The sequence below is a fragment of the Pseudomonas sp. NPDC089547 genome, from assembly GCF_050280665.1.
In the GTDB taxonomy this organism is placed as follows: domain Bacteria; phylum Pseudomonadota; class Gammaproteobacteria; order Pseudomonadales; family Pseudomonadaceae; genus Aquipseudomonas.
Genome location: NZ_JBNNVS010000030.1, coordinates 44,274 through 67,088 on the forward strand (window position 1 = coordinate 44,274; position 22,815 = coordinate 67,088).

Genomic DNA, 22,815 nt, shown 5'->3' on the forward strand with positions numbered 1-22,815 from the left:
CTGGGGCCGCTCTGCGGCCCTTTCGCGACACAAGGCCGCTCCTACAGGGATCCGCGTTCCCCTGTAGGAGCGGCCTTGTGTCGCGATGGAGGCCAAAGGCCTCCCCCGCGATCTACCAGGCTATCAGTGAGCCCAAGGCAGGATCGGTATAGCGGTCACCGCATTCTGCGGGCTACCTTCGACAATGCGGTCGCTGTACACCAGGTACACCAGCGTATTGCGCTTCTTGTCCAGGAAGCGCACCACCTGCATGGTCTTGAAAACCAGCGAGGTGCGTTCCTTGAACACCTCCTCGCCGTCTTTCAACTCACCCTTGAAGTTGATCGGCCCAACCTGACGGCAAGCAATCGACGCCTCCGCACGGTCCTCGGCCAGCCCCAACCCACCCTTCACTCCGCCAGTCTTGGCCCGCGACAGGTAGCAGGTCACGCCCTCGACCTTGGGGTCGTCAAACGCTTCGACGACAATGCGGTCGTTCGGCCCGAGGAACTTGAACACAGTGGACACCTGGCCAATTTCCTCGGCCCCGGCCAGCATTGGCAGCGCCAGCGCCGCCACGGCAATCACCCGCTTGAACACGCTCATACCAGCACCAGATTGTCGCGGTGTACCAGCTCAGGCTCAGCGCTGTAGCCAAGGATCGACTCGATAGCGTCGGACGATTGACCAATGATCTTCTGCGCCTCCAGGGCGCTGTAGTTGGCCAGGCCACGGGCCACTTCAACACCATCCGGGCCGACGCACACCACCATCTCGCCGCGACGGAAGCTGCCCTGCACAGTCTTGACGCCAACCGGCAGCAAACTCTTGTTGGCTTGGCGCAGCGCCTGCACGGCACCGGCATCCAGCACCAATGTGCCACGGGTCTGCAGGTGGCCGGCAAGCCACTGTTTGCGCGCAGCGAGCATGCCGCGCTCGGGCGACAGCAAGGTCCCCAGGCGCTCACCCGCCTTGAGGCGGTCCAGCACGCGCTCGATGCGGCCACCAATGATGATGGTGTGAGCACCGGAGCGGGCAGCCAGGCGCGCAGCGCGCAGCTTGGTCTGCATGCCACCACGGCCCAAGGCACCACCGGTGCCACCGGCCACGGCGTCCAGCGACGGGTCGTCGGCACGGGCTTCGTAGATCAGCTGCGCTTCGGGGTTGTTGCGTGGGTCGGCGTCGAACATGCCATCGCGGTCGGTGAGGATCACCAGCAGGTCGGCCTCGACCAGGTTGGCCACCAGTGCCGCCAGGGTGTCGTTGTCGCCAAAGCGGATCTCGTCGGTGACCACGGTGTCGTTCTCGTTGATCACCGGTACCACACCCAGGTCGACCAGCGTACGCAGGGTGCTGCGGGCGTTCAGGTAACGCTTGCGGTCGGACAGGTCGTCATGGGTCAGCAGGATCTGCGCGGTGTGCTTGCCGTGCTCGCCGAAGCTCGACTCCCAGGCCTGCACCAGGCGCATCTGGCCGAGCGAGGCAGCCGCCTGCAGCTCGTTCATCGCGCTCGGTCGCGTGGTCCAGCCCAGCTGGCTCATGCCGGCAGCCACGGCCCCGGAAGAGACCAGTACCAACTCCACGCCTGCCTCACGCAGCGCGACCATCTGCTCGACCCAAACGGCCATGGCACCGCGGTCGAGGCCCTTGCCATCGGCGGTCAGCAGAGCACTGCCAATCTTCACGACCCAGCGCTTGGCGCCCGTCACCTTGCTTCGCATCTTCTTCCAACCTATGTCGAATCTGTAGATACCGTGGATACAAAAACGCCGCTCCAGAGAGCGGCGTTTAGTGTACTGCAACCGGTCAGTCGCGCACGTAAATGATTTCCGGGCCGTCTTCGTCGTCCTCGAAATCGTCGTCCCAACCGTCATCGTCGCCGATGTCGTGCACGCTCTTGACGCCGGTACGGCGCAGAGTGCGCGCGTCGTCCAGGGCCTGCAGCTGGGCACGGGCTTCGTCTTCGATGCGCTGGTCGAGGTCAGCCAGCTCTTCGGCGTAGGCCGGGTCGTTGGCCAGGCGATCGGCGCGGTCTTCAAGGTAGCGCATCAGGTCATGGCTGAGCTTTTCGGTGCCCTGCTTGGAAATGGCCGAAATCACGTAGACCGGGCCTTCCCACTGCAAGCGCTCGACCACTTCCTGGACGCGCTCGTCGCGCTCGTCTTCCATGACCATGTCGGCCTTGTTCAGCACCAGCCAGCGCTCACGCTCGGCCAGCGACGGGCTGAAGCGGGTCAGCTCGTTTACGATCACTTCGGCGGCATCGGCCGGGCTGCTTTCGTCCAGCGGCGCCATGTCGACCAGGTGCAGCAGCACGCGGGTACGTGCCAGGTGCTTGAGGAAACGGATGCCCAGGCCGGCACCGTCGGACGCGCCTTCGATCAGGCCGGGGATGTCGGCGATGACAAAGCTCTTCCAGCGGTCGACGCTGACCACACCCAGGTTCGGCACCAGGGTGGTGAACGGGTAGTCGGCTACTTTGGGCTTGGCTGCGGAAACCGAGCGGATGAAGGTGCTCTTGCCGGCGTTCGGCAGGCCCAGCAGGCCCACGTCGGCCAGCACTTTCATTTCCATCTTCAGGTCGCGCTGGTCACCTGGCTTACCCGGGGTGGTCTGGCGCGGCGCACGGTTGGTGCTGGACTTGAAGCGGGTGTTGCCCAGGCCGTGCCAGCCGCCTTGGGCGACCATCAGCTTCTGGCCCGGGGTCACCAGGTCACCGATCACTTCCTGGGTGGAAGCATCGATCACGGTAGTGCCGACCGGTACGCGCAGGAACAGGTCGTCGCCTTTCTTGCCGGTGCAGTCGGTGCTGCCGCCGTTGGCGCCACGCTGGGCTTCGTGGTGACGGGTGTAGCGGTAGTCGACCAGGGTGTTCAGGTTTTCGTCGGCAACCATGTACACCGAGCCACCATCACCGCCGTCACCGCCGTTAGGGCCGCCGTTCTCGATGAACTTCTCGCGACGGAAGCTCATGCAACCGTTGCCGCCGTCACCGGCCTTGACCCGAATCGATACTTCGTCAACAAACTTCATTAAAACCGCCTCTCGTCGGCAGACGAGCTGAATGACTCAAAAACATGAGGCTCTTGCAAAAATGAGCGCGGCGGCCCCGTACGACCGTAGAAACCAACGCCGGCAACCCAGACAAACAGCTTTGCAAGAGGCTCACCACAAACGAAAAAGCCCCGTCGCATGACGGGGCTTCTGGAGCGACGTCGCGATTAAGCGGCGACGATGCTCACGTAACGGCGCATGAACTCGCCTTTTTTCTCGAACTTGATCACGCCTTCGATCTTGGCGAACAAGGTGTGGTCCTTGCCCATGCCAACGCCGTAGCCAGCGTGGAATTCAGTGCCGCGCTGACGGACGATGATGTTGCCTGGCTTGATAACCTGGCCGCCATACATCTTCACGCCAAGGCGTTTAGATTCTGAGTCGCGACCGTTACGAGTACTACCACCAGCCTTCTTGTGAGCCATGGTTCAATTCTCCAAATAAATTCAGGGGATCTAGGGGATTAAGCCTGGATGCCGGTGATTTTGATCTCGGTGAACCACTGGCGGTGGCCCATACGCTTCATGTGGTGCTTACGACGACGGAACTTGATGATGCGAACCTTGTCGTGACGGCCTTGCGAAACGACTTCGGCCACTACTTTAGCGCCAGCAACAACTGGAGCGCCGATGGTGACTTCTTCACCGTTGGCGACCAGCAGAACGCGATCGAAGGTCACGGATTCGCCAGTGGCGACTTCCAGTTTTTCGATCTTGAGGAATTCACCTTCAGCGACTTTGTACTGCTTGCCGCCGGTAACGATTACTGCGTAAGACATGGTATTTCTCCGATAATCCTGCTCACCCAGCGCTTTATATGATGAGTATTGGCTGGCATGGCTGCACAGGGCTGGAACGGCCCGGTGCAATTGCGTAAGGCAGGTGCTGCCCAGGAAGTTAGGGTGCGCGATTGTACGCAACACGGGTTTTGCTTGCAAGTGCCGCCCCCGGCCAGCCGGCACCGCGCCTTGACACACCGGGACCTGCGACCTAGCATGCCGCGCAACCTCACTGGAGCAGCCGATGCAACCCCAAACCTTCTACCGCGCGGTGGCTGATGATTTCAGCGCCGTCGACGAGATCATCAAGAAGCAGCTGACCTCGCGCGTGCCGCTGGTATCGAAGATCGGCGACTATATCACGTCCGCCGGTGGCAAGCGCCTGCGCCCACTGCTGGTGCTGCTGTGCGGCAAGGCCCTGGGCCGCGATGGCGACGACCTGCGCCTGCTGGCTGCCACCATCGAGTTCCTGCACACCGCCACCCTGCTGCACGACGACGTGGTCGACATGTCCGGCATGCGCCGTGGCCGCTCCACTGCCAATGCCCTGTGGGGCAACGCACCGAGCGTACTGGTGGGCGACTTCCTTTATTCGCGCTCGTTCGAAATGATGGTCGAACTGGGCTCGATGCCGGTCATGCAGATCCTGTCCAAGGCCACCCGTGTGATTGCCGAAGGTGAAGTGCTGCAGCTGTCGCGGGTACGCGACGCCAGCACCACCGAGGAAGTCTACATGGAAGTCATCCGCGGCAAGACCGCGATGCTGTTCGAAGCCTCGACCCACAGCGCCGCGGCGCTGGCCGAAGCCACTGACGAGCAGCGCGAAGCCCTGCGCACCTTCGGTGACCACCTGGGCGTGGCCTTCCAGCTGGTCGACGACCTGCTGGACTACAAGGGCGATTCGCAAACCCTGGGCAAGAACGTCGGTGACGACCTGGCCGAAGGCAAGCCTACCCTGCCGCTGATCTACACCATGCGCGAAGGCACTGCCGAGCAGGCTGCGCTGGTACGCCAGGCGATCCAGAAGGGTGGCCTGGAGGACCTGGAGCAGATTCGCGTGGCGGTCGAGGAATCGGGCGCACTGAAGTACACCGCAGAGCTTGCGCGTGACTACGTGAAGCGTGCCATTGCCTGCCTGGAAGTGCTGCCAGCCAGCGAGTACCGGGATGCGCTGGTAGAGCTTAGCGAGTTTGCTGTAGCCCGTACTCACTGATAGACCGAGTCGCCTTCTTCGCGGGCTTGCCCGCTCCCACAGGTTGATACTGTCCCTGTGGGAGCGGGCAAGCCCGCGAATGCTTTTGTCCGGACATAATCCCTTCTGCAGAAATACCTTTTACAATGCAGGCCTTTAACCGCCCGTCTGTTTGTTTGAGGAACCCAAGTGAGCACTCTGCCACCCTGCCCGAAATGCAACTCCGAATACACCTATGAGGATGGCACCCAGCTGATCTGCCCTGAATGCGCCCACGAGTGGTCGGCCAGCGGCGACGCCGAGGCGGCCAGTGACGACGTGGTGAAAAAGGATTCGGTCGGTAACATCCTGCAGGACGGCGACACCGTCACCGTGATCAAGGACCTCAAAGTCAAAGGTTCTTCCCTGGTGGTCAAGGTTGGCACCAAGGTCAAGAACATCCGCCTGTGCGACGGAGACCACGACATCGACTGCAAAATCGATGGCATCGGCGCCATGAAGCTGAAGTCCGAGTTCGTGCGCAAAGTCTGATTACACAAAAATCTGCCAATTGGCGCTTGCTATTCTGATAATAAGAATTATTCTCATTGGAACTGCTATCCAAGGAGAATAGCCATGACTTATCTGATCGACGCCTGGCTGGACCGCCCTCACCCCTACCTGCGCATTCTTCATCGCGAAACGGGCGAAGTGTGCGCTGTGCTTGAAGAAGAAGCACTCGACGAACTGCGTGACCAGGGCGACCTGGACATGAGCGGGCTGAATTCGAGTGAACCGGGGGTGCTGAAGGAGCTGGTGCGGAACCTGTTTCTGTTTTGCTATGCGCGGGCGTTGCGCCCGGCCGGGACAGACTGGAACTGATCGACCTGGCGAGGGCTTCGCCCTCGATCGCGACACAAGGCCGCTCCTACAGGGGAATGCATATCCCTTGTAGGAGCGGCCTTGTGTCGCGAATGGGCCGCAACGCGGCCCCACCGGTATTACAGAACGTCGAGCAGCTCGACGTCGAACACCAGTACGCTGTGCGGCGGGATGCTGCCAACGCCTTGGGCGCCGTAAGCCAGCTCGCTCGGCACGTACAGGCGCCATTTGCTGCCAGCGTTCATCAGCTGCAGGGCTTCGGTCCAGCCAGCGATCACGCCACCCACCGGGAATTCAGCCGGCTGGCCACGATCGTAGGAGCTGTCGAACACAGTACCGTCGATCAGTGTGCCATGGTAGTGCGTGCGCACGTTGTCTTCGCGGGTCGGCTTGGCGCCTTCACCTGCGGTCAGCACTTCGAACTGCAGGCCCGAAGCCAGGGTGGTGATGCCTTCGCGCTTGGCGTTCTCGACCAGGAATTCCTTGCCAGCGGCAGCAGCGGCTTCGGCCTTGGCAGCAGCTTCGGCTTGCATGATGTCGCGGATCACTTTGAAGCTGGCCGACAGGTCGGCTTCGCTGACGCGGCTGTCGGCGCCATTGAAGGCGTCGGTCAGGCCGGCCAGGATGGCTTCCAGGCTGACGCCTGGTGGCGGGTTGTCGCGCAGCTGGCCGCCCAGCTGACGGCCGATGCCGTAGCTTACGCGGGTTTCGTCGGTGGACAGGTTGAGTTCGGACATTGTCGTGCTCCACTGCAGGGCGCAGTGCAGCCGCGCCCTTGATGAAAAGGGCGAGCAGCCTAGCACACTGGGGCGCGGCGAGCAGCTACCAGGCCGAACGCTGGGAAATCGGCACCTTCAGGTCTTCTTCCGGGTGTGTGCCCATGCCACACATTTCGTCCTGCACCGACCAGTGCACCAGGTTCATCGAAACCATGGGGATGGTTTGCAGCAACTTGCGCGCATCTTCTACCGAACGTACACGCAAGCGTTCACCACGGGTGTCTGCCAGCGGGTGGGCATGCCCTTTTAGCCGGGCCTCGATAAGATAATCGCCGCCTTCGATGGCGATCAGGTTCACTTCGTCGACGTGGCCGGCCCTGGCCTCAATATTCAGCTGATGCAGGTTCATGAGAGCACCTCGCGATGGGAACCACGCATGAGAGCTCATTTTTTGTACAGGCGGGCAGAAAGCACAAGCCAGAAACAACACCGCCCGTCCGTTTCACAACGGACGGGCGGTGTTGGCAGCAACCGGACTCAGTGCTTGGTCAGCTTGTCCAGATAACCCATGCAGAACGCTGAAACCACGAAGGTCATGTGGATGATCACGTACCACATCAGGTAGTCGGTGGAGATGTTCTGTGCATCCATGAACACCCGCAGCAGGTGGATGGAGGAAATTGCCACGATCGACGCGGCCACCTTCATCTTCAGCGACGAAGAGTCCATTTTGCCCAGCCAGTTGAGCTTTTCCTTGCTGTCGTCGATATCCAGTTGCGAGACGAAATTCTCGTAGCCGGAAATCATCACCATCACCAGCAGGCCGCCCACCAGCGACATGTCGATCAGCGACAGGATCACCAGGATCAGGTCGGCTTCGCTCAAGGCGAAGACGTTGGGCAGGACGTGAACCACTTCCTGGAAGAATTTGAGCGCCAGGGCCAGCAGGCCGAGGGACAGGCCGAAGTAGATGGGTGCGAGCAGCCAGCGCGAGGCATACATCGCATTTTCAAGAATACGTTCCATGGAGGGTTTGGGACTCGTCAGGTGACTGGAAAAACGACCGCGAGTATAGCCAGCCACCTGTTACAGCAAAAGCCCGTTGAATGGGGGCTGCTTTGCAGCCCATTCGCAGCACAAGGCTGCTCCTACACAAGAGACCGCGATCCCCTGTAGGAGCGGCCTTGTGTCGCGATCGGGCCGCAAAGCGGCCCCGGCATTCGTTCAGGTCTCCGGATGAAACTGGTAATCCCCCAGGTTCCGACACCGCTCGCCATTGATCTTGCGCAGCTGCGCCTGCAAATGCAGGCACCAGATCTGCGGGTCTTCGGCCACCTGGTAGCCGTGCAACGTCAGGCTGTCGACAATGGCATTGAGCACCGACTCGGCCACCATCGGCCCATGAAACGGCCCTTGGGCCTTGATTGCGGAAGGTTGTTCACCGGCCATGCCGGCGGCAAACAGCAGCGTCCACATGCCGTTATCCCCGGCCAGTGGGCGGATGCTGCATTCGATGCGGGTCACCAGGCCCAGGCACTGGCGTGTGAGGCTGAGGTTGCGCATGGCCGCGTCCCCTCCAATAAGCCTTGTTCAGCCTGAACCCAGGCTGTTTCCATCCTGAACGCTGATGCAGTCCTTAAGTTCCATCATAGAAGAACCGTGTAAAAAGATGGAAAACCGGCGCTGAACGGTAGCACATAGCCGCTAGCGCCGGTTTATTGACTCAGGCCGGTTTGGCCTGGGCAATCACCTCTTCCAGGCGCTCCTTTTCAGCCTTCTCGATGTCTTCCTCGCTGATCATCTCGGCAATTTCGCGCAGGCGTTCCACCACCCGGGCATTGACGCTTCCCTCGGTAAACAGGCCTTGGTCATCAAGCACACCGGCCTCCTCGCCCACCAGCAGGCTCAGTGCCTCATCAGCCTGGCTGACCGCGTAGACGTGGAACATGCCGTTCTCCACCGCCTGCAGCACGCGCTCGTCGAGCATCAGGGTGGCGACGTTGGCACGCGGTATGATCACCCCCTGCTCGCCGGTCAGGCCACGCGCCTCGCACAGGCGGAAGAAGCCCTCGATCTTCTCGTTCACCCCACCCACTGCCTGCACTTCACCAAACTGGTTGATCGAGCCGGTGATGGCGAAGCACTGCTTGAGCGGCGTGCGCGACAAGGCCGAGATCAGCGTACAGGCTTCGCCCAGCGAGGCGCTGTCACCGTCCACATAGCCGTAGGATTGTTCCAGGGCGATGCTCGCAGAAATCGCCAGCGGGAATTCCTGGGCATAGCGGCTGCCCAGGTAACCGGTAAGGATCATCACGCCCTTGGAGTGGATCGGCTGGCCAAGGTTGACCTCGCGCTCGATGTCGACGATGCCACTGCCGCCTGGGTACACGGTGGCAGAGATACGCGCAGGCATACCGAACGCCGAGTCCCCTACTTCCAGGACGGTCAGGCCGTTGCACTTGCCAATGGCCGCACCTTCGGTGTCGATCAGGATGATGCCGGCGAGCATATCGTCGAGCACACGCTGGGACACACGCCCGGTGCGGGTGGCCTTGGCCTTCAGCGCACGCTCGATGTGCCCGGCGTCGGTCATTTCGTCACTGGCCAGCTGGCGGATGAAATCGGCTTCGCTGACCAGCTGGAACAGGTCGCCGATACGCGCCGACAGGCGCGACTGGTTCTCTGCCAGGCGGGCGCTGTAAGTGGCCAGGCGCGCCACCGCATCGCTGGTCAGCGGCGCCATGCCCTCTTCGTTGGTGCGGGTGCGCAACAGCTGGGCAAACTGCTCCAGGTTCTCGTCGACCATGGGCATGTCTTCGTCGAAGTCCACCAGCACCCGGAACATCTCCTGGAAGTCCGAGTCGTGGTCCTGAAGTGCGTAGTACAGCTGGCGCGAGCCAATAATCACCAGCTTGACGTTGAGCGGAATCATCTGCGGTTGCAGGCTCACGGTGGCGACTCGGCCCAGCTCACCGATCGCTGACTCCATCTTCAGCTTGCGCGACTGCAAGGAACGCTTGAGCGCATCCCACACGAACGGCTCGCCCAGCATCTTCTCGGCTTCAAGAATCAGGAAGCCGCCGTTGGCACGGTGCAACGCGCCCGGGCGCAGTTGGCGGTACGAGGTGTACAGCGCGCCCTGGTCGGTGCTGTATTCGATACGGCCGAACAGGTTGTCGTACGTCGGGTGCGGCTCGAACACGACCGGCGCGCCACCGGCGGCATGGTGGCCGACCACCAGGCTTGGGGCGTACTGCTCTTCAAGCAGCTTGCGCGCAACGGCGTCGGTCTTGCTGTCGTCAACCAGTTGCTCGACCACGGTGCGTAGCAGGTTCAACTGCACCGACTGCAGGTAGGCGCACACCGCGGCATTCTCGGCGTACTTTTCCGACAGCGGGGCCAGCAACGGCTGCAAGGCCAGGGTAATGGTCTCTTCGTTGAGCTGGCGCAGCTGGTTGTTCGACTCGCGCTTCCACTGCGGCAGGCTGGCCAGTTCTTCGTTCAGCTGCTCCTCAAGCAGGGCAATGTCCTCGTGGAACTGCTCGCGCACTTCTTCCGGCAACTGGGCGAACTCGGCTTCGTCCAGTGCCTTGCCGTCAGCCATCGGCGTGAAGGCGACGTTACTGGCATCGCGGTACAACGCCACGTCCTTTTCCAGCGAGGCCCGCTCGATGACATCCAGGGCACGGTCATAACGCTGGTTGAAGGCACGGTCGATAGCGCCTTTCTTCTGCTGGTACGACGGGTGTTCGAACACGGCCGGGAAGGTCGACAACAGGTTGTCGATCAGCCCGCTCATGTCGGCGATGAATGCCCCTGCGCTGCCCGATGGCAACTCCAGGGCCCGGGGCTCGCGGGTGTCGTCGAAGTGGTTGACGTACACCCAGTCGGCCGGGGTTTGCTGGCGCTTGCCCTCGGCCTTGAGGTAGCGCTTGACGAACGAGAAGCGCCCGGTGCCGGGCTCGCCCATCACGTATACGTTGTAACCGGGGCGCGGCATGGCCACGCCGAACTGCAGGGCTTCGACAGCACGCTCTTGGCCCAGGACTCCGCGAAACGGCTCCAGATCGTCGGTATTGGTAAAGGCAAACTGCTCGGGGGAGAAACGCCGGGTCAGGGCTTCAGGCGCAAGACGCAGGCGCGCAGCGACAGGATCGGGCATTGGGTTTCCTTACTTCGACGGGGCAGATACGCAGCATTCTGGCGCTGCCCAAGCGCGCCTTGCAAGGCTCTGCGGGACTTTATATCGCGCCGGTCGCAGCTGGCGCAGGTCACGTAACAGCAAATTTTTCGCAATCAACAACGCAACCTTTAGATCGTGCCTAAACTCCAAGCTGCGCGGGTGGGTGAAATGCTTTCCCGACCTGGCAACCGAGTTGCCAGAAACCCTGACCCTTGGTTAAGACAAAGAGAACAAATGCTATGAAACGGATTCTTCTGGGTACTCTGTTCACCGTGGTCTCGCTGAACGCCATGGCCGAAGCGCCAGGCGGCCCGAACTGCGGCTGGGGCAACATGCTGTTCGAAGGCCAGCGCGGCACGCCGGCGCACTTCCTGGCTTCCACCACCAACGGCACCTCCGGTAACGCCACCTTCGGCATGACCTCCGGCACCAACGGCTGCTCCACCAAGGCTTCGCTGACCTACGGCGGCAAGTCGTGGTTCGCCATGAACGGCATGATGAACGAGCTTTCCGAAGACATGGCCATGGGCCAGGGCGAAGCACTGACCACCTATGCCGTGGTCCTCGGTGTGGCCCCGGAAGACCGTACCTACTTCCAGTCGGTCGCCCACCAGCACTTCAACCAGATCTTCACCAGCGCCGACGTCACTGCTGAAACAGTCCACAGCAACACCCTGGCCGTCCTGAAGAACGACCCACGCCTGGCCAAATACGCTACCGAGGCCTAAGCACTGCTGCTCCCGCCCCACCCTGGGGCGGGTTTCGCCTTTTTCGGCATCGTCAAGAAGTAGTTGCCCGATATGCTCAAACGCCTCGCTTTCCTGGCGCTGTGTGCCTGCGCCCCTGTTCATGCCGCGCCCGTGCTGGACCAAGGCCGTCTCCAGCAACTGGCCAACACCCCTTACTGGATTGCCCTGGGCCATTACGAAACTGCCAAGCTAGGCGGCTGGCGCAGTTATGTGGACGATGATGCGTTCTTCCTGGCCAAGGACGGTGCGCACCACCCCGACCAGGAACTGCAAGCCACGGTCGAAGCGCTGTATGCCCCCGCCAGCCTCGGCGACAAGCATGCCCAGTGTGTATTCCCTGCACGCACCCGCTGGCTACGTGAACAGCTCGGCCTGCAAGGCCTGCCACAACCGGACTGCGAGGAGTTCAAGACCTGGTACCAGTCGATCGACCCGCACAGCGCCGCGTTGATCTTCCCGGCGGCCTACCTGAACAGCCCATCCTCGATGTTCGGCCACACCCTGCTGCGCATCGACCAGTCCAGCACCCGCAGCGACGACACCACGCTGCTGAGCTATGCAATCAACTTCGGTGCCTACATCGAAGGCAGCGACAACAGCATCCTGTACGCCTGGAAGGGCCTGATGGGTGGTTACCCGGGGCTTTTCGCGCTGATGCCCTACCAGGAAAAACTCTCCGAATACCGCAGCCTGGAAAACCGCGACCTGTGGGAGTACCAGCTGGACCTCACACCCGAAGAGACCGGGCGCATGGTCGAGCATGTGTGGGAGCTGAAACAGGTCCAGTTCGACTACTTCTTCTTCGACGAAAACTGCTCGTACCGCCTGCTGGAGCTACTGCAAGTTGCCCGGCCGAGCCTGGACCTGACCTCGCAGTTCCCGTTGACCGCCATCCCAACCGACACCGTGAAGGCCGTGAAGCAGTCCGGCCTGGTCGCCAGCGAGACATACCGCCCTTCTCGCGAGCGTGAATTGCTGGCCCGCGCCGAGCCCCTGGACCACGGCGAAAAGCATCAGGTGCTGGCCGTGAGTGCCGACACCGCTCAATTGCAGAGCCCCGAATTCAAGGCCCTGCCCCGTGAACGGCAAGCACTCGTGCAGGACGCCGCGTACCGCCTGGAGCGTTACCGCGCCAATGGCCAGGAGCGCGACCCCGGGCAGGCGAAGCGCAGCTTCGAGCTGCTGCGGGCGATCAACAGCAACCCGCCACCCCCTTTGCAGATCGAACGCCCCGGCCTGCCCGAGGATGGCCATGACTCACGCACCTGGCAGTTGGGCGTGGGCACCCGTGAAGACCGTGCCTACGCCGAATATGGCCTGCGCATGGCCTACCACGACCTCAACGACAACGCCTATGGCTTCCCACTGGGTGCGCAGATCGAGATCCTGCAACTGAAGGTGCGCCAATACGAGGGCAATGACTGGCAGGTGCAACGCCTGGACCTGGCCACCATCCGCTCGCTGACACCCCGTAACGAGCTGCTCAAACCCTGGTCGTGGCAAGTGGCAGGCGGCCTGGAGCGTGTACCTGGCAAGCACGACGACGAGGTGCTGGTCAGCCATGTGAATGGTGGCGCCGGTGGCACCTGGCAGTTGGCCGATGGTTTGCTGGGCTTTGCCCTGGGAACGGTGCGGATCGAGCACCATAACGACTTCGCCGAATTCATTGCCCCGGCCGCTGGGTTCAATGGCGGGCTGCTGTGGCGCAACGGGCTGGGCAACATGACGTTGGAGGCCAAGGGTGATTACTTCACCAATGGCGAGGTACGGCGCAGTGTGAGCCTTAACCAGCAGTGGGAGATCAGCCAGAACCTGGGGTTGCGCTTGAGTGCTTCGCGCGAGTTCAGCCACCTGGCTACGGCGCAAAACGAGGTGATGCTGGAGCTCAAGTGGTATCACTACTAATCAGGCTCACGCCTTCTTTGTAGGAGCGGCCTTGTGTCGCGATCGGGGTGCGAAGCGCCCCCAAAATTCCGCATTCACGCAGAAATCGCCGGGGCCGCTTTCGCGGCCCTATCGCGACACAAGGTCGCTCCTACACCGACCGCGCCGTGGCACAGCAAATGTGACCCAACCGACTCTTTGACACTGTTTTGACGCCTCCCCGACAAATCGCCATCTAGACTTGCCAGCATAAACTGGAGGGCTGGGTGGTTATGTCGCGGTACTGGTTCGGCGTGTGCATGGCGTTATTGCTGTCAGGTTGCGAAACCACCCATGAACAGATGGTCAACCGTGGTTATCCGCCAGCTTATGCCGATGGCTTCCAGGACGGTTGCAGCAGCGGCCGTCAGGCGGCCGGGCTGATGGTGGGCAACTTCCGCAAGGACGTGCCGCGCTACCTCCACGAGCGACAATACGAGACCGGCTGGGACGACGGCTTTCGCCAGTGCCACGCCATGCAGAACAGTGAAGAACAGCGCCAGTACCACGAGCGGTTCTGGGACCAGCGCGACCGCGAGTGGGAGCAGGAAAAGGACCGTGGCGCCGCCAAGGCTTATCGCCACAACTGAGTCGCAAACGGACATCCCTTGAAACCGGCGGCCTGCCATGATGGTCTCCTGCACAAGGAGGCCCTGCATGAGCCGAGCATTCGTCAACGAGGACCAGGCCGCCGCCCAGGCCGACCAGCCGGTAGAGCGACGCGTCAGCGAACAACCCAACTACGTCACCGCCAACGGCCTGCGCCAGTTGCAGGCACGCGTGGCCGAACTGAATGCCTTGCGCAGCGAACTACAGGCGCAGGGCGAGCGTGGCGACAAGCAACGGCTGGCCGATACCGAGCGGGACCTGCGTTACTTCAGCGCCCGGGTGCAGAGTGCCCAGGTGGTGCCGGCAGCCAGCTCCCGCAGCAAAGTGCAGATTGGTAGCCGGGTGCGGTTTGTCGACGCGCAGGATCAGGAGCAGGTGGTGCAGCTGGTGGGTGAGGATGAAGCGGATGCTGGGCGGGGGCTGATCAACTGGGGGTCGCCGTTGGGGCGGGCCTTGCTGGGCGCGGGGCTTGGGGATGAAGTGGTCTGGCGCCGGCCGGTAGGGGATCAGGTGATCGAAGTGGTCGAGATCGAGGGAGAGGGTTGAGGGCAGACCGCGAGCAGTCAGGCTGTCGCGGTCGCTGTAGGAGCGGCCTTGTGTCGCGATAGGGCCGCAAAGCGGCCCCGGCGATCCCTGATCAGACCACGCCTTGAGCCAGCATCGCATCAGCCACTTTCACAAAGCCTGCGATGTTCGCACCTTTGACGTAGTTGACCTTGCCATCCGCCTCTTCACCGTAGTGCACGCACGCATGGTGAATCGACTGCATGATGTTGTGCAGCTTGCTGTCCACTTCACCGGCAGTCCACAGCAGGCGCATGGCGTTCTGCGACATTTCCAGGCCCGACACAGCCACGCCACCAGCGTTGGAGGCCTTGCCCGGTGCGTACAGGATGCCGGCGTCCAGGAAGATATCCACAGCCTCCAGGGTGGTCGGCATGTTGGCACCTTCGGCTACGCAGATGCAGCCGTTGCGCAGCAGGGTGCGGGCGTCTTCGGCGCCCAGTTCGTTCTGCGTGGCGCACGGCAGGGCGATGTCGCACGGCAGGCTCCACGGGGTCTGGCCCTTGCGGAACTCCAGGCCAAACTGCCCGGCCAGCTCGCTGATACGGCCACGCTTGACGTTTTTCAGCTCCATGACCGCATCCCACTGGGCGTCGGTCAGGCCGGCTTCGGCGTACAAGGTGCCTTCGGAGTCGGACAGCGAGATCACCTTGCCACCCAGGTCCATGACCTTGCGCGCCGCATACTGGGCCACGTTGCCCGAACCGGAAATCGCCACGCGGCAGCCATCGATACGCTTGTCCTGGCGCTTGAGCATTTCTTCGGCGAAGTACACGCAGCCGTAGCCGGTAGCTTCCGGGCGGATCAGGCTGCCGCCGTAGGTCATGCCCTTGCCGGTCAGCACCGACGTGAACTGGTTGGCCAGGCGCTTGTACTGGCCGAACATGAAGCCGATTTCGCGGGCACCCACACCGATATCACCGGCCGGTACGTCGCAGTCGGCGCCAATGTGGCGGTACAACTCGCTCATGAACGCCTGGCAGAAGCGCATCACTTCGGCGTCGCTCTTGCCTTTCGGGTCGAAGTCCGAGCCGCCCTTGCCGCCGCCCATGGGCAGCGAGGTCAGGGAGTTCTTGAACACCTGCTCGAAGGCCAGGAACTTCAGCACGCTGAGGTTCACCGACGGGTGGAAGCGCAGGCCGCCCTTGTACGGGCCGATGGCGCTGCTCATCTGGATGCGGTAGCCGCGGTTGACCTGCACCTTGCCCTGGTCATCGACCCAGGAAACGCGGAACAGCACCGCACGCTCAGGCTCGACCATGCGCTCGAGGATGCCCGATTGCAGGTAGTGAGGGTTGGCCTCAAGGAATGGCCACAGGGTGCGCAGCACCTCTTCCACCGCCTGGTGGAATTCAGGTTGGCCTGGGTCACGCTGTTGCAGGCGCGCAAGGAAATTGTCGACAGATTCGATCATGGTAGACATCTCACCGAAGGTTTTGGACTTATTGGTTTTTTCGGGAATGTACCAAGAAGCAATCGCACTGGAATAGGGCGTAATGTCGTTTTTTTGAAATTATTTGGTGCGTTTTATATAAATGTATACAAAGCAAGCAGCTGAAAAGCTGTTTTTACAGGTGAAGCAGGCACAAAAATGGGGCCACTAAGGGCCCCATTCTTGTGCATCAGAATACCGGCTTACTGGGCCAGTTTCTTGTGCCGGACACGGTGCGGCTGGGCAGCAGCATCGCCCAGGCGCTTCTTGCGGTCGGCTTCGTACTCGGTGTAGTTGCCTTCGAAGAACACCACGTTCGAGTCATCCTCGTACGCCAGGATGTGGGTAGCCACACGGTCCAGGAACCAACGGTCGTGGGAAATCACGATCGCGGCGCCAGGGAAGTCCAGCAGGGCTTCTTCCAGCGAACGCAAGGTTTCAACGTCGAGGTCGTTGGACGGTTCGTCGAGCAGCAGGACGTTGCCGCCCTCCTTCAGGGTCAGGGCCAGGTGCAGGCGGCCACGCTCACCACCGGAAAGGTCCTTGACGAACTTCTGCTGGTCGCCACCCTTGAAGTTGAAGCGGCCAACGTAGGTACGCGACGGGATCTCGTAGTTGCCGATGCGGATCTGGTCGGAACCGTCGGAAATCTGCTGGAACACGGTCTTGGCGCCGTCCAGGTCTTCGCGGCTCTGGTCCACGCAGGCCAGTTGCACGGTTTCACCGATCTCGATGCTGCCCGAGTCCGGCTGCTCCTTGCCCATCAGCATGCGGAACAGGGTCGACTTACCGGCACCGTTACCACCGATTACGCCGACGATGGCGCCTTTTGGCATGGCGAACGACAGGTTGTCGATCAGCACGCGGTCGCCATAGCCTTTGGATACGTTCTTGAACTCGATGACCTTGTCACCCAGGCGCGGGCCGGCCGGGATGTAGATCTCGTTGGTTTCGCTGCGTTTCTGGAATTCCTGCGACTGCATTTCTTCAAAGCGTTGCAGACGGGCCTTGGACTTGGACTGACGGGCCTTGGCGCCTTTGCGCACCCACTCCAGTTCCTCTTTCATGGCCTTCTCGTGGGCGCTTTGCTGCTTGGATTCCTGCGCCAGGCGGTCCGACTTGGCTTCCAGCCAGCCCGAGTAGTTGCCTTCGTACGGGATGCCGGCGCCGCGGTCCAGTTCCAGGATCCAGCCAGCGACGTTGTCGAGGAAGTAACGGTCGTGGGTAATGGCTACCACGGTGCCCGGGAAGTCGTGCAGGAAGCGCTCCAGCCAGGCCACCGAGTCGGCGTCCAGGTGGTTGGTCGGTTCGTCGAGCAACAGCATGTCGGGGGCCGACAGCAGCAGACGGCACAGGGCCACACGGCGCTTCTCACCACCGGACAGGTGCTCGATGCGGGCATCCCAGGCTGGCAGGCGCAGGGCGTCGGCGGCCACGTCCAGCTGGCGCTCCAGGTTGTGGCCATCGGCGGCTTGCAGGATGGCCTCCAGCTTGGCCTGCTCGGCGGCCAGCTTGTCGAAGTCGGCATCCGGGTCGGCGTAGGCGGCGTAAACCTCGTCCAGGCGCGCCTGGGCGTCCTTGATCACGCTGACCGCTTCCTCGACCACTTCACGCACGGTCTTGGTTGGGTCCAGCTGCGGCTCCTGAGGCAGGTAGCCGACGTTGATGTCGGGCATCGGACGGGCTTCGCCGTCGAATTCCTTGTCGACGCCCGCCATGATCCGCAGCAGGGTCGATTTACCGGCGCCGTTCAGGCCGAGCACGCCAATCTTGGCGCCCGGGAAGAACGACAGGGAGATGTTCTTGAGAATTTCCCGCTTCGGCGGCACAACCTTGCTCAGCCGATGCATGGTGTAGACGTATTGAGCCAAAACCAAGCCCTCTAATCAGATAGGTAAAGACATCGACGATCGCCCCGGCGCGCTGGCCAGGGGGATGTGTGTTTGGGTGTAATTGAACAAAGGCGACCATTCTACGCCAACGTACGGCGTTGCATAGGAGGGGTCGATGGTGGGCAGGGATCGGTGTGATCTGCGGGGGGGCTATTGCCTGTGCCGGCCTCTTCGCGGGCACGCCCGCTCCCACAGGTTCACCACAGGGCCGAAGCAATCAGATATCCCTGTGGGAGCGGGCGTGCCCGCGAAAGGGCCGGCACAGCAGCCGAAGGTGGTTCAGACGTGCCGCTGCCGGGCCTTGCCCCGCGGCAACCGGCAGCGGTCGCCCTGTTCGGCCAGGCGTGCTGCCCAGGCAGATTTCACACTGAAGCCACCGCTACGGGCCGGTTGCGGCTCGGCCACCTTGGCCGGCTTGGCGGCCGCAGGCGCCGTACTGACAACCTTGGCAGCCGGTTTGGCCGCAGCCTCTGCAACTGCCGGCGCTGCTGCCGCCTTGGCGGTCTTGCGCAGTTCAGCCAGCGATGGGGCCTTGCTTTTGGCGGTGGTCGCCTCGGGTTTGACCAGCGAACGCTGGCAAGACTTGCAGGATACGTCCTCGGTCACGGCAGTGCTGACAAGGGTCTGACTGCTGCGCCCACAGGCGGAATCGAGGCCATTGGAGGAAAAGTGAGTAACCAAAACCGAACATCTCCGATGCGTTGTCATGTAGAGCGGGCGCTATTCTCGCACAGGTTGCAGGGGCTTGCCGAACCACCGGGCAGCCACCACCGGTCAACATGGCTGGCACTTTGCCATAATCCTAGGCATGCTAGCCGGTTTCAGGTGTCCGGCCTTATAGTGCGCCACCGCGGTGCGGCAACCGGACACCGGCACACACCGTGCATGACCCGTCCCTGCCATCGCCAGCCCAATCGCAGGATCAACGCTTGACCAACCTTACTCATCCGTCGTCATTGCGTAACGTGCCACAGGCGCCCGCCGCTACCCTGCGCGGGTCGATCAAGGGTGCGCTGGCGCTGCTGGCCCTGATCCTGCTGGGCCTGCTGCTGTGGCAGCTGTTCGCCCAGTTCCACCACACCCAGGCCGACCTGCGCAAACAGAGCCTGGACGCCACTGCGGAGCTGGCCGACCACCTGAGCCTGAACATGGCGTTCAAGGCGCAGCAGGCAGTCAATGTAGTGCAGCCCTACGTCAATTCACCGGCACCTGCGGCCCTGCCCAGCCTGCTGGATACCCTGCGCGAGCGCCTGCCTGCCTTGCAGAGCGTGGCCTGGCTGGACAGCGCCGGGCAGCTGCGCGCTGACAGCCTGGCCGCCAGCCCCGACCGCCAGTTGCTTGACGAGTTACTCACACTGAACCAGGGCCGCCCCTACTTCTTCACCAATTCGGCCGACAACCGCACCTTGTACCTGTTGCTGCGCCAGGCTACCGAACAGGACCGCGGCTACTGGTTGCTACGCCTGTCACCGGACTACTACCGCGAACTCACCACCCACCTCGACGGTGGCGGTCACCCGCTGTGGCTGCTGGAAAACAGCCGCAGCGGCGAGATACTGCAGCGCCATGCGCCGGCCGATACCAGCAACGAGCCGCTGCAAAGCGTGATGCTGGCGTTCATCGACAACAGCACTTGGCAACTGCGCGGCCTGTTCGACGCCAAGCTCGCCCAGCAGAAACTGCTGCCAGCACTGATCGGCAAATGCCTGCTGGTATTGTTCTGCGCCCTGCTGCCCGTTCTGGCGCTGATCAACATGCGCCGCCGCCAGCGGGCGCTGCAGGAAGACCGCCGGCGTTACCAGGAAATCTTCGAAGGCACCGGCGTGGCCTTGTGCGTGCTCGACCTGTCCAGCCTGCCCGGCCAGCTCGACCGCTACCACCTGCGCAACCTCTCCGCGCTCAAGCAGAGCCTGGCCCTGGACCCTAACCTGCGCCGCTCGCTGCTGCTGGAACTGAAGATCACCGAAGTCAACCAGGTTGCGCGCCAGCTGCTGAATATCGAGTGTCACGAAGGCGCCTGGCAGCGGCTGATCGACGGCAGTGGCGATGGCCGTGAAAGCGTCGGCATGCAACTGATCGATGCGCTGATCGAACAGCGCCCGCTGCTGGAACTGGAAGTGCGCCTGCCTGCGCCACTGGGTGGCGAGCTGCACCTGTGGCTGATGGCGCGGCTGCCGCAGCAACGCCGCGATCACCAGGCGGTAATCCTCAGCATCAGCGACATCACCAGCCGCAAGCAGGTGGAGCTGTCGCTGCTGGAACGCGAGAGCTTCTGGTCGGACGTGGTGCGCACCGTGCCCGACCAGCTGTATGTGCAGGACGTGCTCAGCCAGCGGATGATCTTCAGCAACCGCCACCTCGGCCAGACCCTGGGTTACGACCGTACCGAGCTGGCCCAGATGGGCGAGCGCTTCTGGGAGCTATTGCTGCACCCCGAAGACGCCGCCCAGTACCAAGCCCTGCGCCAGCAACAACGCGACAACAGCCATGACCAACCCCTGCACTGCCAGTTGCGCTTCCGCCACCATGATGGTGGCTGGCGCTGCTATGACATCCGCGAGCAGGTGCTGACCCGTGACAGCGATGGCCTGGTAACGCGCATCATCGGCGTGGGCAAGGATGTAACGGTGCAAATCGAGGCCAGCCAGTCCCTGCGCGACAGCGAACAGCGTTACCGCATGCTCGCCGAAAGCATCAGCGACGTGATCTTCTCCACCGACAGCCTGCTCCAGCTCAACTATGTCAGCCCTTCGGTGCAGAGTGTGCTGGGCTACCAGGCTGACTGGATCTTCGCCAACGGCTGGCAGTCGATCATTGCCAACCCGGCCCAGCTCACGGGCATCTATAGCCTGATGGAGCGTGTCAGCAAAGCCATGGGCGACCCTGCCCAGCTGGCCCACCTGCGCAGCCAGTTGCCGACCCAGCTGTTCCTGTTCGACTGCCTGCGCGCCGATGGCCGCAAGATCCCCATCGAACTGCGCCTGGTGCTGGTTTGGGATGATGACCAGCGTTTTGAAGGCGTGCTCGGTGTGGGCCGCGACATCAGCCAGCAACGCCGCGCCGAAAAAGACCTGCGCATGGCCGCGACGGTGTTCGAGCATTCCACGTCGGCCATTCTCATCACCGACCCGGCCGGCTATATCGTCCAGGCCAACGAGGCGTTCAGCCGCGTCAGCGGTTACGCCGTCAGTGAAGTGCTCGACCAGTTGCCGGGCATGCTCACCGTGGACGAACAGCAGGAAGGCCACTTGCGCTACGTGGTCAAGCAACTGCACCAGCGCGGTAGCTGGGAAGGCGAGGTATGGCTCAAACGCCGTGACGGCGACCACTACCCGGCCTGGGTCGGCATTACCGCGGTGCTGGATGACGAGGGCGACCTGGCCAGCTACGTGTGCTTCTTCACCGACATCAGCGAGCGCAAGGCCAGCGAGCAGCGCATCCACCGCCTGGCCTATTACGACGCCCTCACCCACCTGCCCAACCGCACCCTGTTCCAGGACCGCCTGTACAACGCCCTGCAACAGGCCGAGCGGCAGAAGGCCTGGGTGGTGCTGATGTTCCTCGACCTGGACCGCTTCAAGCCGATCAACGACTCCCTCGGCCATGCCGCTGGCGACCGCATGCTCAAGGACATGGCCCAGCGCCTGCTGGCCTGCGTGGACGACGACGACACCGTCGCACGCATGGGTGGCGATGAGTTCACCCTGCTGCTGCAACCGCGCCCCAGCCGCGAAATGGCGCTCAACCGCGCCATCCACGTGGCCGAGAACATCCTCGGCAGCCTGGTACGGCCGTTCGTGCTGGAAAACCGCGAGTTCTTCGTTACCGCCAGTATCGGCATCGCCCTCAGCCCGCAGGATGGCAGCGAGCTGAGCCAGCTGATGAAAAACGCAGACACTGCCATGTACCACGCCAAGGAGCGCGGCAAGAACAACTTCCAGTTCTACCAGGCCGAGATGAACGCCAGTGCCCTGGAGCGCCTGGAGCTGGAAAGCGACCTGCGTCACGCCATGGAGCAGAACGAGTTCATCCTCTACTACCAGCCGCAGTTCAGCGGCGACGGCAAACGCCTGACCGGCGCCGAGGCGCTGCTGCGCTGGCGGCACCCGACCCGTGGCCTGGTGCCGCCGGGCGATTTCATCCCGGTGATCGAAGAGCTCGGCCTGGTGGTGGAAGTGGGCGACTGGGTGCTGCGCGAGGCCAGCCGCCAGCTCAAGGCCTGGCACAAGGCCAAGGTGCGCGTACCCAAGGTATCGGTGAACATTTCAGCGCGGCAGTTCTCCGACGGCCAGCTGGGCACACGGATTGCCAACATCCTTGATGAAAGCGGCCTGCCGCCAGCGTGCCTGGAATTGGAGCTGACCGAGAGCATCCTGATGCGTGAAGTGAACGAGGCACTGCAGATTCTTGCCAGCCTGAAAAACCTCGGCCTGAGCATTGCGGTGGACGACTTTGGCACCGGTTACTCATCGCTGAACTACCTCAAGCAGTTCCCCATCGACGTGCTGAAGATCGACCGCACCTTCGTCGACGGCCTGCCCGAAGGCGAGCAGGATGCGCAGATCGCCCGGGCGATCATCGCCATGGCCCACAGCCTCAACCTGGCGGTGATTGCCGAAGGTGTGGAAACCCACGAACAGCTGGAGTTCCTGCGCGAGCATGGTTGTGACGAGGTTCAAGGCTACCTGTTCGGGCGGCCGATGCCGGCGCATCAATTCGAGGCGCAGTTCTCCAACGAGACGTTGTTCATGTTCCATTGAGCCCGCCTGCTGCAAGCTCGCACGGTCCCTGTAATCGATGGACTCGCCCCCGCCGAGGCATCACAGTGCCACGGTGGCGTTCGAAGAAGCCAACGGCAGCGAGGGCGAGACCATGAAAAA

At 62.4% G+C, this 22,815-nt stretch carries 21 protein-coding genes; 8 read left to right on the forward strand and 13 right to left on the reverse strand.

Annotated features, from left to right (window positions below; genetic code table 11):
- Positions 1 to 123: 123 nt before the first annotated feature.
- The 5 genes from ACQKPZ_RS19505 to rplU all read right to left on the reverse strand — a co-directional run bounded on the left by ACQKPZ_RS19505 (position 124) and on the right by rplU (position 3,811).
- Positions 124 to 585 (reverse strand): CreA family protein, encoded by a 462-nt coding sequence (locus ACQKPZ_RS19505; protein ID WP_427541232.1) that lies wholly within the window; start codon positions 583 to 585, stop codon positions 124 to 126.
- On the reverse strand, positions 582 to 1,700 hold the full coding sequence (proB, locus tag ACQKPZ_RS19510; protein WP_427541235.1) for a glutamate 5-kinase: 1,119 nt from the start codon (positions 1,698 to 1,700) through the stop codon (positions 582 to 584). Before proB ends, ACQKPZ_RS19505 begins: the two co-directional genes overlap by 4 nt.
- A gap of 85 nt (positions 1,701 to 1,785) precedes the next feature.
- Positions 1,786 to 3,012 (reverse strand): Obg family GTPase CgtA, encoded by a 1,227-nt coding sequence (gene cgtA / locus ACQKPZ_RS19515; RefSeq protein ID WP_391132269.1) that lies wholly within the window; start codon positions 3,010 to 3,012, stop codon positions 1,786 to 1,788.
- 188 nt (positions 3,013 to 3,200) lie between these two features.
- Positions 3,201 to 3,458: a 50S ribosomal protein L27 gene (gene rpmA, locus ACQKPZ_RS19520; protein WP_003247464.1), complete on the reverse strand. Its 258-nt coding sequence runs from the start codon at positions 3,456 to 3,458 to the stop codon at positions 3,201 to 3,203.
- A gap of 38 nt (positions 3,459 to 3,496) precedes the next feature.
- Positions 3,497 to 3,811: a 50S ribosomal protein L21 gene (gene rplU, locus ACQKPZ_RS19525; RefSeq protein ID WP_003247466.1), complete on the reverse strand. Its 315-nt coding sequence runs from the start codon at positions 3,809 to 3,811 to the stop codon at positions 3,497 to 3,499.
- 244 nt (positions 3,812 to 4,055) lie between these two features.
- On the opposite strand from rplU, the gene ACQKPZ_RS19530 reads away from it, so the two are divergent.
- The 3 genes from ACQKPZ_RS19530 to ACQKPZ_RS19540 all read left to right on the forward strand — a co-directional run bounded on the left by ACQKPZ_RS19530 (position 4,056) and on the right by ACQKPZ_RS19540 (position 5,864).
- Positions 4,056 to 5,024, forward strand: a complete 969-nt coding sequence (locus tag ACQKPZ_RS19530) for a polyprenyl synthetase family protein (RefSeq protein ID WP_427541238.1) — start codon at positions 4,056 to 4,058, stop codon at positions 5,022 to 5,024.
- 168 nt (positions 5,025 to 5,192) lie between these two features.
- Positions 5,193 to 5,534, forward strand: coding sequence for a zinc ribbon domain-containing protein YjdM (locus ACQKPZ_RS19535; protein WP_010951939.1), 342 nt, complete (start codon positions 5,193 to 5,195; stop codon positions 5,532 to 5,534).
- An 84-nt stretch (positions 5,535 to 5,618) separates the two neighbouring features.
- Entirely contained in the window at positions 5,619 to 5,864 is a 246-nt protein-coding gene (locus ACQKPZ_RS19540; protein WP_016713350.1) for a hypothetical protein, read from the forward strand.
- Positions 5,865 to 5,983: 119 nt separating this feature from the next.
- Here the strand turns inward: ACQKPZ_RS19540 and ACQKPZ_RS19545 are convergent, their stop codons facing one another.
- The 5 genes from ACQKPZ_RS19545 to ACQKPZ_RS19565 all read right to left on the reverse strand — a co-directional run bounded on the left by ACQKPZ_RS19545 (position 5,984) and on the right by ACQKPZ_RS19565 (position 10,745).
- On the reverse strand, positions 5,984 to 6,601 hold the full coding sequence (locus ACQKPZ_RS19545) for an FKBP-type peptidyl-prolyl cis-trans isomerase (RefSeq protein WP_391132273.1): 618 nt from the start codon (positions 6,599 to 6,601) through the stop codon (positions 5,984 to 5,986).
- Positions 6,602 to 6,686: 85 nt separating this feature from the next.
- Entirely contained in the window at positions 6,687 to 6,992 is a 306-nt protein-coding gene (locus ACQKPZ_RS19550; protein WP_427541241.1) for a DUF6482 family protein, read from the reverse strand.
- Positions 6,993 to 7,120: 128 nt separating this feature from the next.
- The gene (locus ACQKPZ_RS19555; RefSeq protein WP_016501546.1) at positions 7,121 to 7,609 is read right to left on the reverse strand and encodes a TIGR00645 family protein; all 489 of its coding nucleotides are present in this window, start codon (positions 7,607 to 7,609) and stop codon (positions 7,121 to 7,123) included.
- A gap of 198 nt (positions 7,610 to 7,807) precedes the next feature.
- Positions 7,808 to 8,146, reverse strand: coding sequence for a hypothetical protein (locus ACQKPZ_RS19560; protein WP_403198411.1), 339 nt, complete (start codon positions 8,144 to 8,146; stop codon positions 7,808 to 7,810).
- 160 nt (positions 8,147 to 8,306) lie between these two features.
- Positions 8,307 to 10,745 (reverse strand): Lon protease family protein, encoded by a 2,439-nt coding sequence (locus ACQKPZ_RS19565; RefSeq protein ID WP_391132279.1) that lies wholly within the window; start codon positions 10,743 to 10,745, stop codon positions 8,307 to 8,309.
- Between the two features lie 260 nt (positions 10,746 to 11,005).
- Here ACQKPZ_RS19565 and ACQKPZ_RS19570 point away from each other — a divergent pair, with 260 nt between their 5' ends.
- The 4 genes from ACQKPZ_RS19570 to ACQKPZ_RS19585 all read left to right on the forward strand — a co-directional run bounded on the left by ACQKPZ_RS19570 (position 11,006) and on the right by ACQKPZ_RS19585 (position 14,593).
- Positions 11,006 to 11,494, forward strand: a complete 489-nt coding sequence (locus ACQKPZ_RS19570; RefSeq protein ID WP_391132281.1) for a DUF3015 domain-containing protein — start codon at positions 11,006 to 11,008, stop codon at positions 11,492 to 11,494.
- A gap of 72 nt (positions 11,495 to 11,566) precedes the next feature.
- Complete coding sequence (locus ACQKPZ_RS19575; protein ID WP_427541244.1) at positions 11,567 to 13,420, forward strand: DUF4105 domain-containing protein; 1,854 nt, start codon at positions 11,567 to 11,569, stop codon at positions 13,418 to 13,420.
- Between the two features lie 251 nt (positions 13,421 to 13,671).
- Positions 13,672 to 14,028 (forward strand): hypothetical protein, encoded by a 357-nt coding sequence (locus tag ACQKPZ_RS19580; protein WP_391132285.1) that lies wholly within the window; start codon positions 13,672 to 13,674, stop codon positions 14,026 to 14,028.
- A 67-nt stretch (positions 14,029 to 14,095) separates the two neighbouring features.
- Positions 14,096 to 14,593 carry a GreA/GreB family elongation factor gene (locus tag ACQKPZ_RS19585; protein ID WP_427541247.1) on the forward strand — a complete coding sequence of 166 codons (498 nt, stop codon included), beginning with the start codon at positions 14,096 to 14,098 and terminating at the stop codon, positions 14,591 to 14,593.
- A 91-nt stretch (positions 14,594 to 14,684) separates the two neighbouring features.
- On the opposite strand, the gene gdhA is transcribed toward ACQKPZ_RS19585, so the two are convergent.
- From gdhA to ACQKPZ_RS19600, 3 genes are all read right to left on the reverse strand, one after another.
- A complete protein-coding gene (gene gdhA / locus ACQKPZ_RS19590) occupies positions 14,685 to 16,025 on the reverse strand; it encodes an NADP-specific glutamate dehydrogenase (protein WP_391132289.1) in 1,341 nt (446 codons plus the stop codon).
- A gap of 221 nt (positions 16,026 to 16,246) precedes the next feature.
- Positions 16,247 to 17,914 carry an energy-dependent translational throttle protein EttA gene (gene ettA / locus ACQKPZ_RS19595; RefSeq protein ID WP_391132291.1) on the reverse strand — a complete coding sequence of 556 codons (1,668 nt, stop codon included), beginning with the start codon at positions 17,912 to 17,914 and terminating at the stop codon, positions 16,247 to 16,249.
- A gap of 300 nt (positions 17,915 to 18,214) precedes the next feature.
- Complete coding sequence (locus ACQKPZ_RS19600; protein ID WP_427541250.1) at positions 18,215 to 18,616, reverse strand: hypothetical protein; 402 nt, start codon at positions 18,614 to 18,616, stop codon at positions 18,215 to 18,217.
- Positions 18,617 to 18,864: 248 nt separating this feature from the next.
- Between ACQKPZ_RS19600 and ACQKPZ_RS19605 the strand changes: the two genes are divergently transcribed.
- Positions 18,865 to 22,695, forward strand: coding sequence for a sensor domain-containing protein (locus tag ACQKPZ_RS19605; RefSeq protein ID WP_427541253.1), 3,831 nt, complete (start codon positions 18,865 to 18,867; stop codon positions 22,693 to 22,695).
- The last annotated feature ends 120 nt before the right edge of the window (positions 22,696 to 22,815 follow it).

Coding starts and splice junctions, on each gene's coding strand:
- ACQKPZ_RS19505 (WP_427541232.1), bottom strand. CDS start 585: ATGAGCGTGTTCAAGCGGGTGATTGCCGTGGCGGCGCTGGCGCTGCCA.
- proB (WP_427541235.1), bottom strand. CDS start 1,700: ATGCGAAGCAAGGTGACGGGCGCCAAGCGCTGGGTCGTGAAGATTGGC.
- cgtA (WP_391132269.1), bottom strand. CDS start 3,012: ATGAAGTTTGTTGACGAAGTATCGATTCGGGTCAAGGCCGGTGACGGC.
- rpmA (WP_003247464.1), bottom strand. CDS start 3,458: ATGGCTCACAAGAAGGCTGGTGGTAGTACTCGTAACGGTCGCGACTCA.
- rplU (WP_003247466.1), bottom strand. CDS start 3,811: ATGTCTTACGCAGTAATCGTTACCGGCGGCAAGCAGTACAAAGTCGCT.
- ACQKPZ_RS19530 (WP_427541238.1), top strand. CDS start 4,056: ATGCAACCCCAAACCTTCTACCGCGCGGTGGCTGATGATTTCAGCGCC.
- ACQKPZ_RS19540 (WP_016713350.1), top strand. CDS start 5,619: ATGACTTATCTGATCGACGCCTGGCTGGACCGCCCTCACCCCTACCTG.
- ACQKPZ_RS19545 (WP_391132273.1), bottom strand. CDS start 6,601: ATGTCCGAACTCAACCTGTCCACCGACGAAACCCGCGTAAGCTACGGC.
- ACQKPZ_RS19550 (WP_427541241.1), bottom strand. CDS start 6,992: ATGAACCTGCATCAGCTGAATATTGAGGCCAGGGCCGGCCACGTCGAC.
- ACQKPZ_RS19555 (WP_016501546.1), bottom strand. CDS start 7,609: ATGGAACGTATTCTTGAAAATGCGATGTATGCCTCGCGCTGGCTGCTC.
- ACQKPZ_RS19560 (WP_403198411.1), bottom strand. CDS start 8,146: ATGCGCAACCTCAGCCTCACACGCCAGTGCCTGGGCCTGGTGACCCGC.
- ACQKPZ_RS19565 (WP_391132279.1), bottom strand. CDS start 10,745: ATGCCCGATCCTGTCGCTGCGCGCCTGCGTCTTGCGCCTGAAGCCCTG.
- ACQKPZ_RS19570 (WP_391132281.1), top strand. CDS start 11,006: ATGAAACGGATTCTTCTGGGTACTCTGTTCACCGTGGTCTCGCTGAAC.
- ACQKPZ_RS19575 (WP_427541244.1), top strand. CDS start 11,567: ATGCTCAAACGCCTCGCTTTCCTGGCGCTGTGTGCCTGCGCCCCTGTT.
- ACQKPZ_RS19580 (WP_391132285.1), top strand. CDS start 13,672: ATGTCGCGGTACTGGTTCGGCGTGTGCATGGCGTTATTGCTGTCAGGT.
- ACQKPZ_RS19585 (WP_427541247.1), top strand. CDS start 14,096: ATGAGCCGAGCATTCGTCAACGAGGACCAGGCCGCCGCCCAGGCCGAC.
- gdhA (WP_391132289.1), bottom strand. CDS start 16,025: ATGATCGAATCTGTCGACAATTTCCTTGCGCGCCTGCAACAGCGTGAC.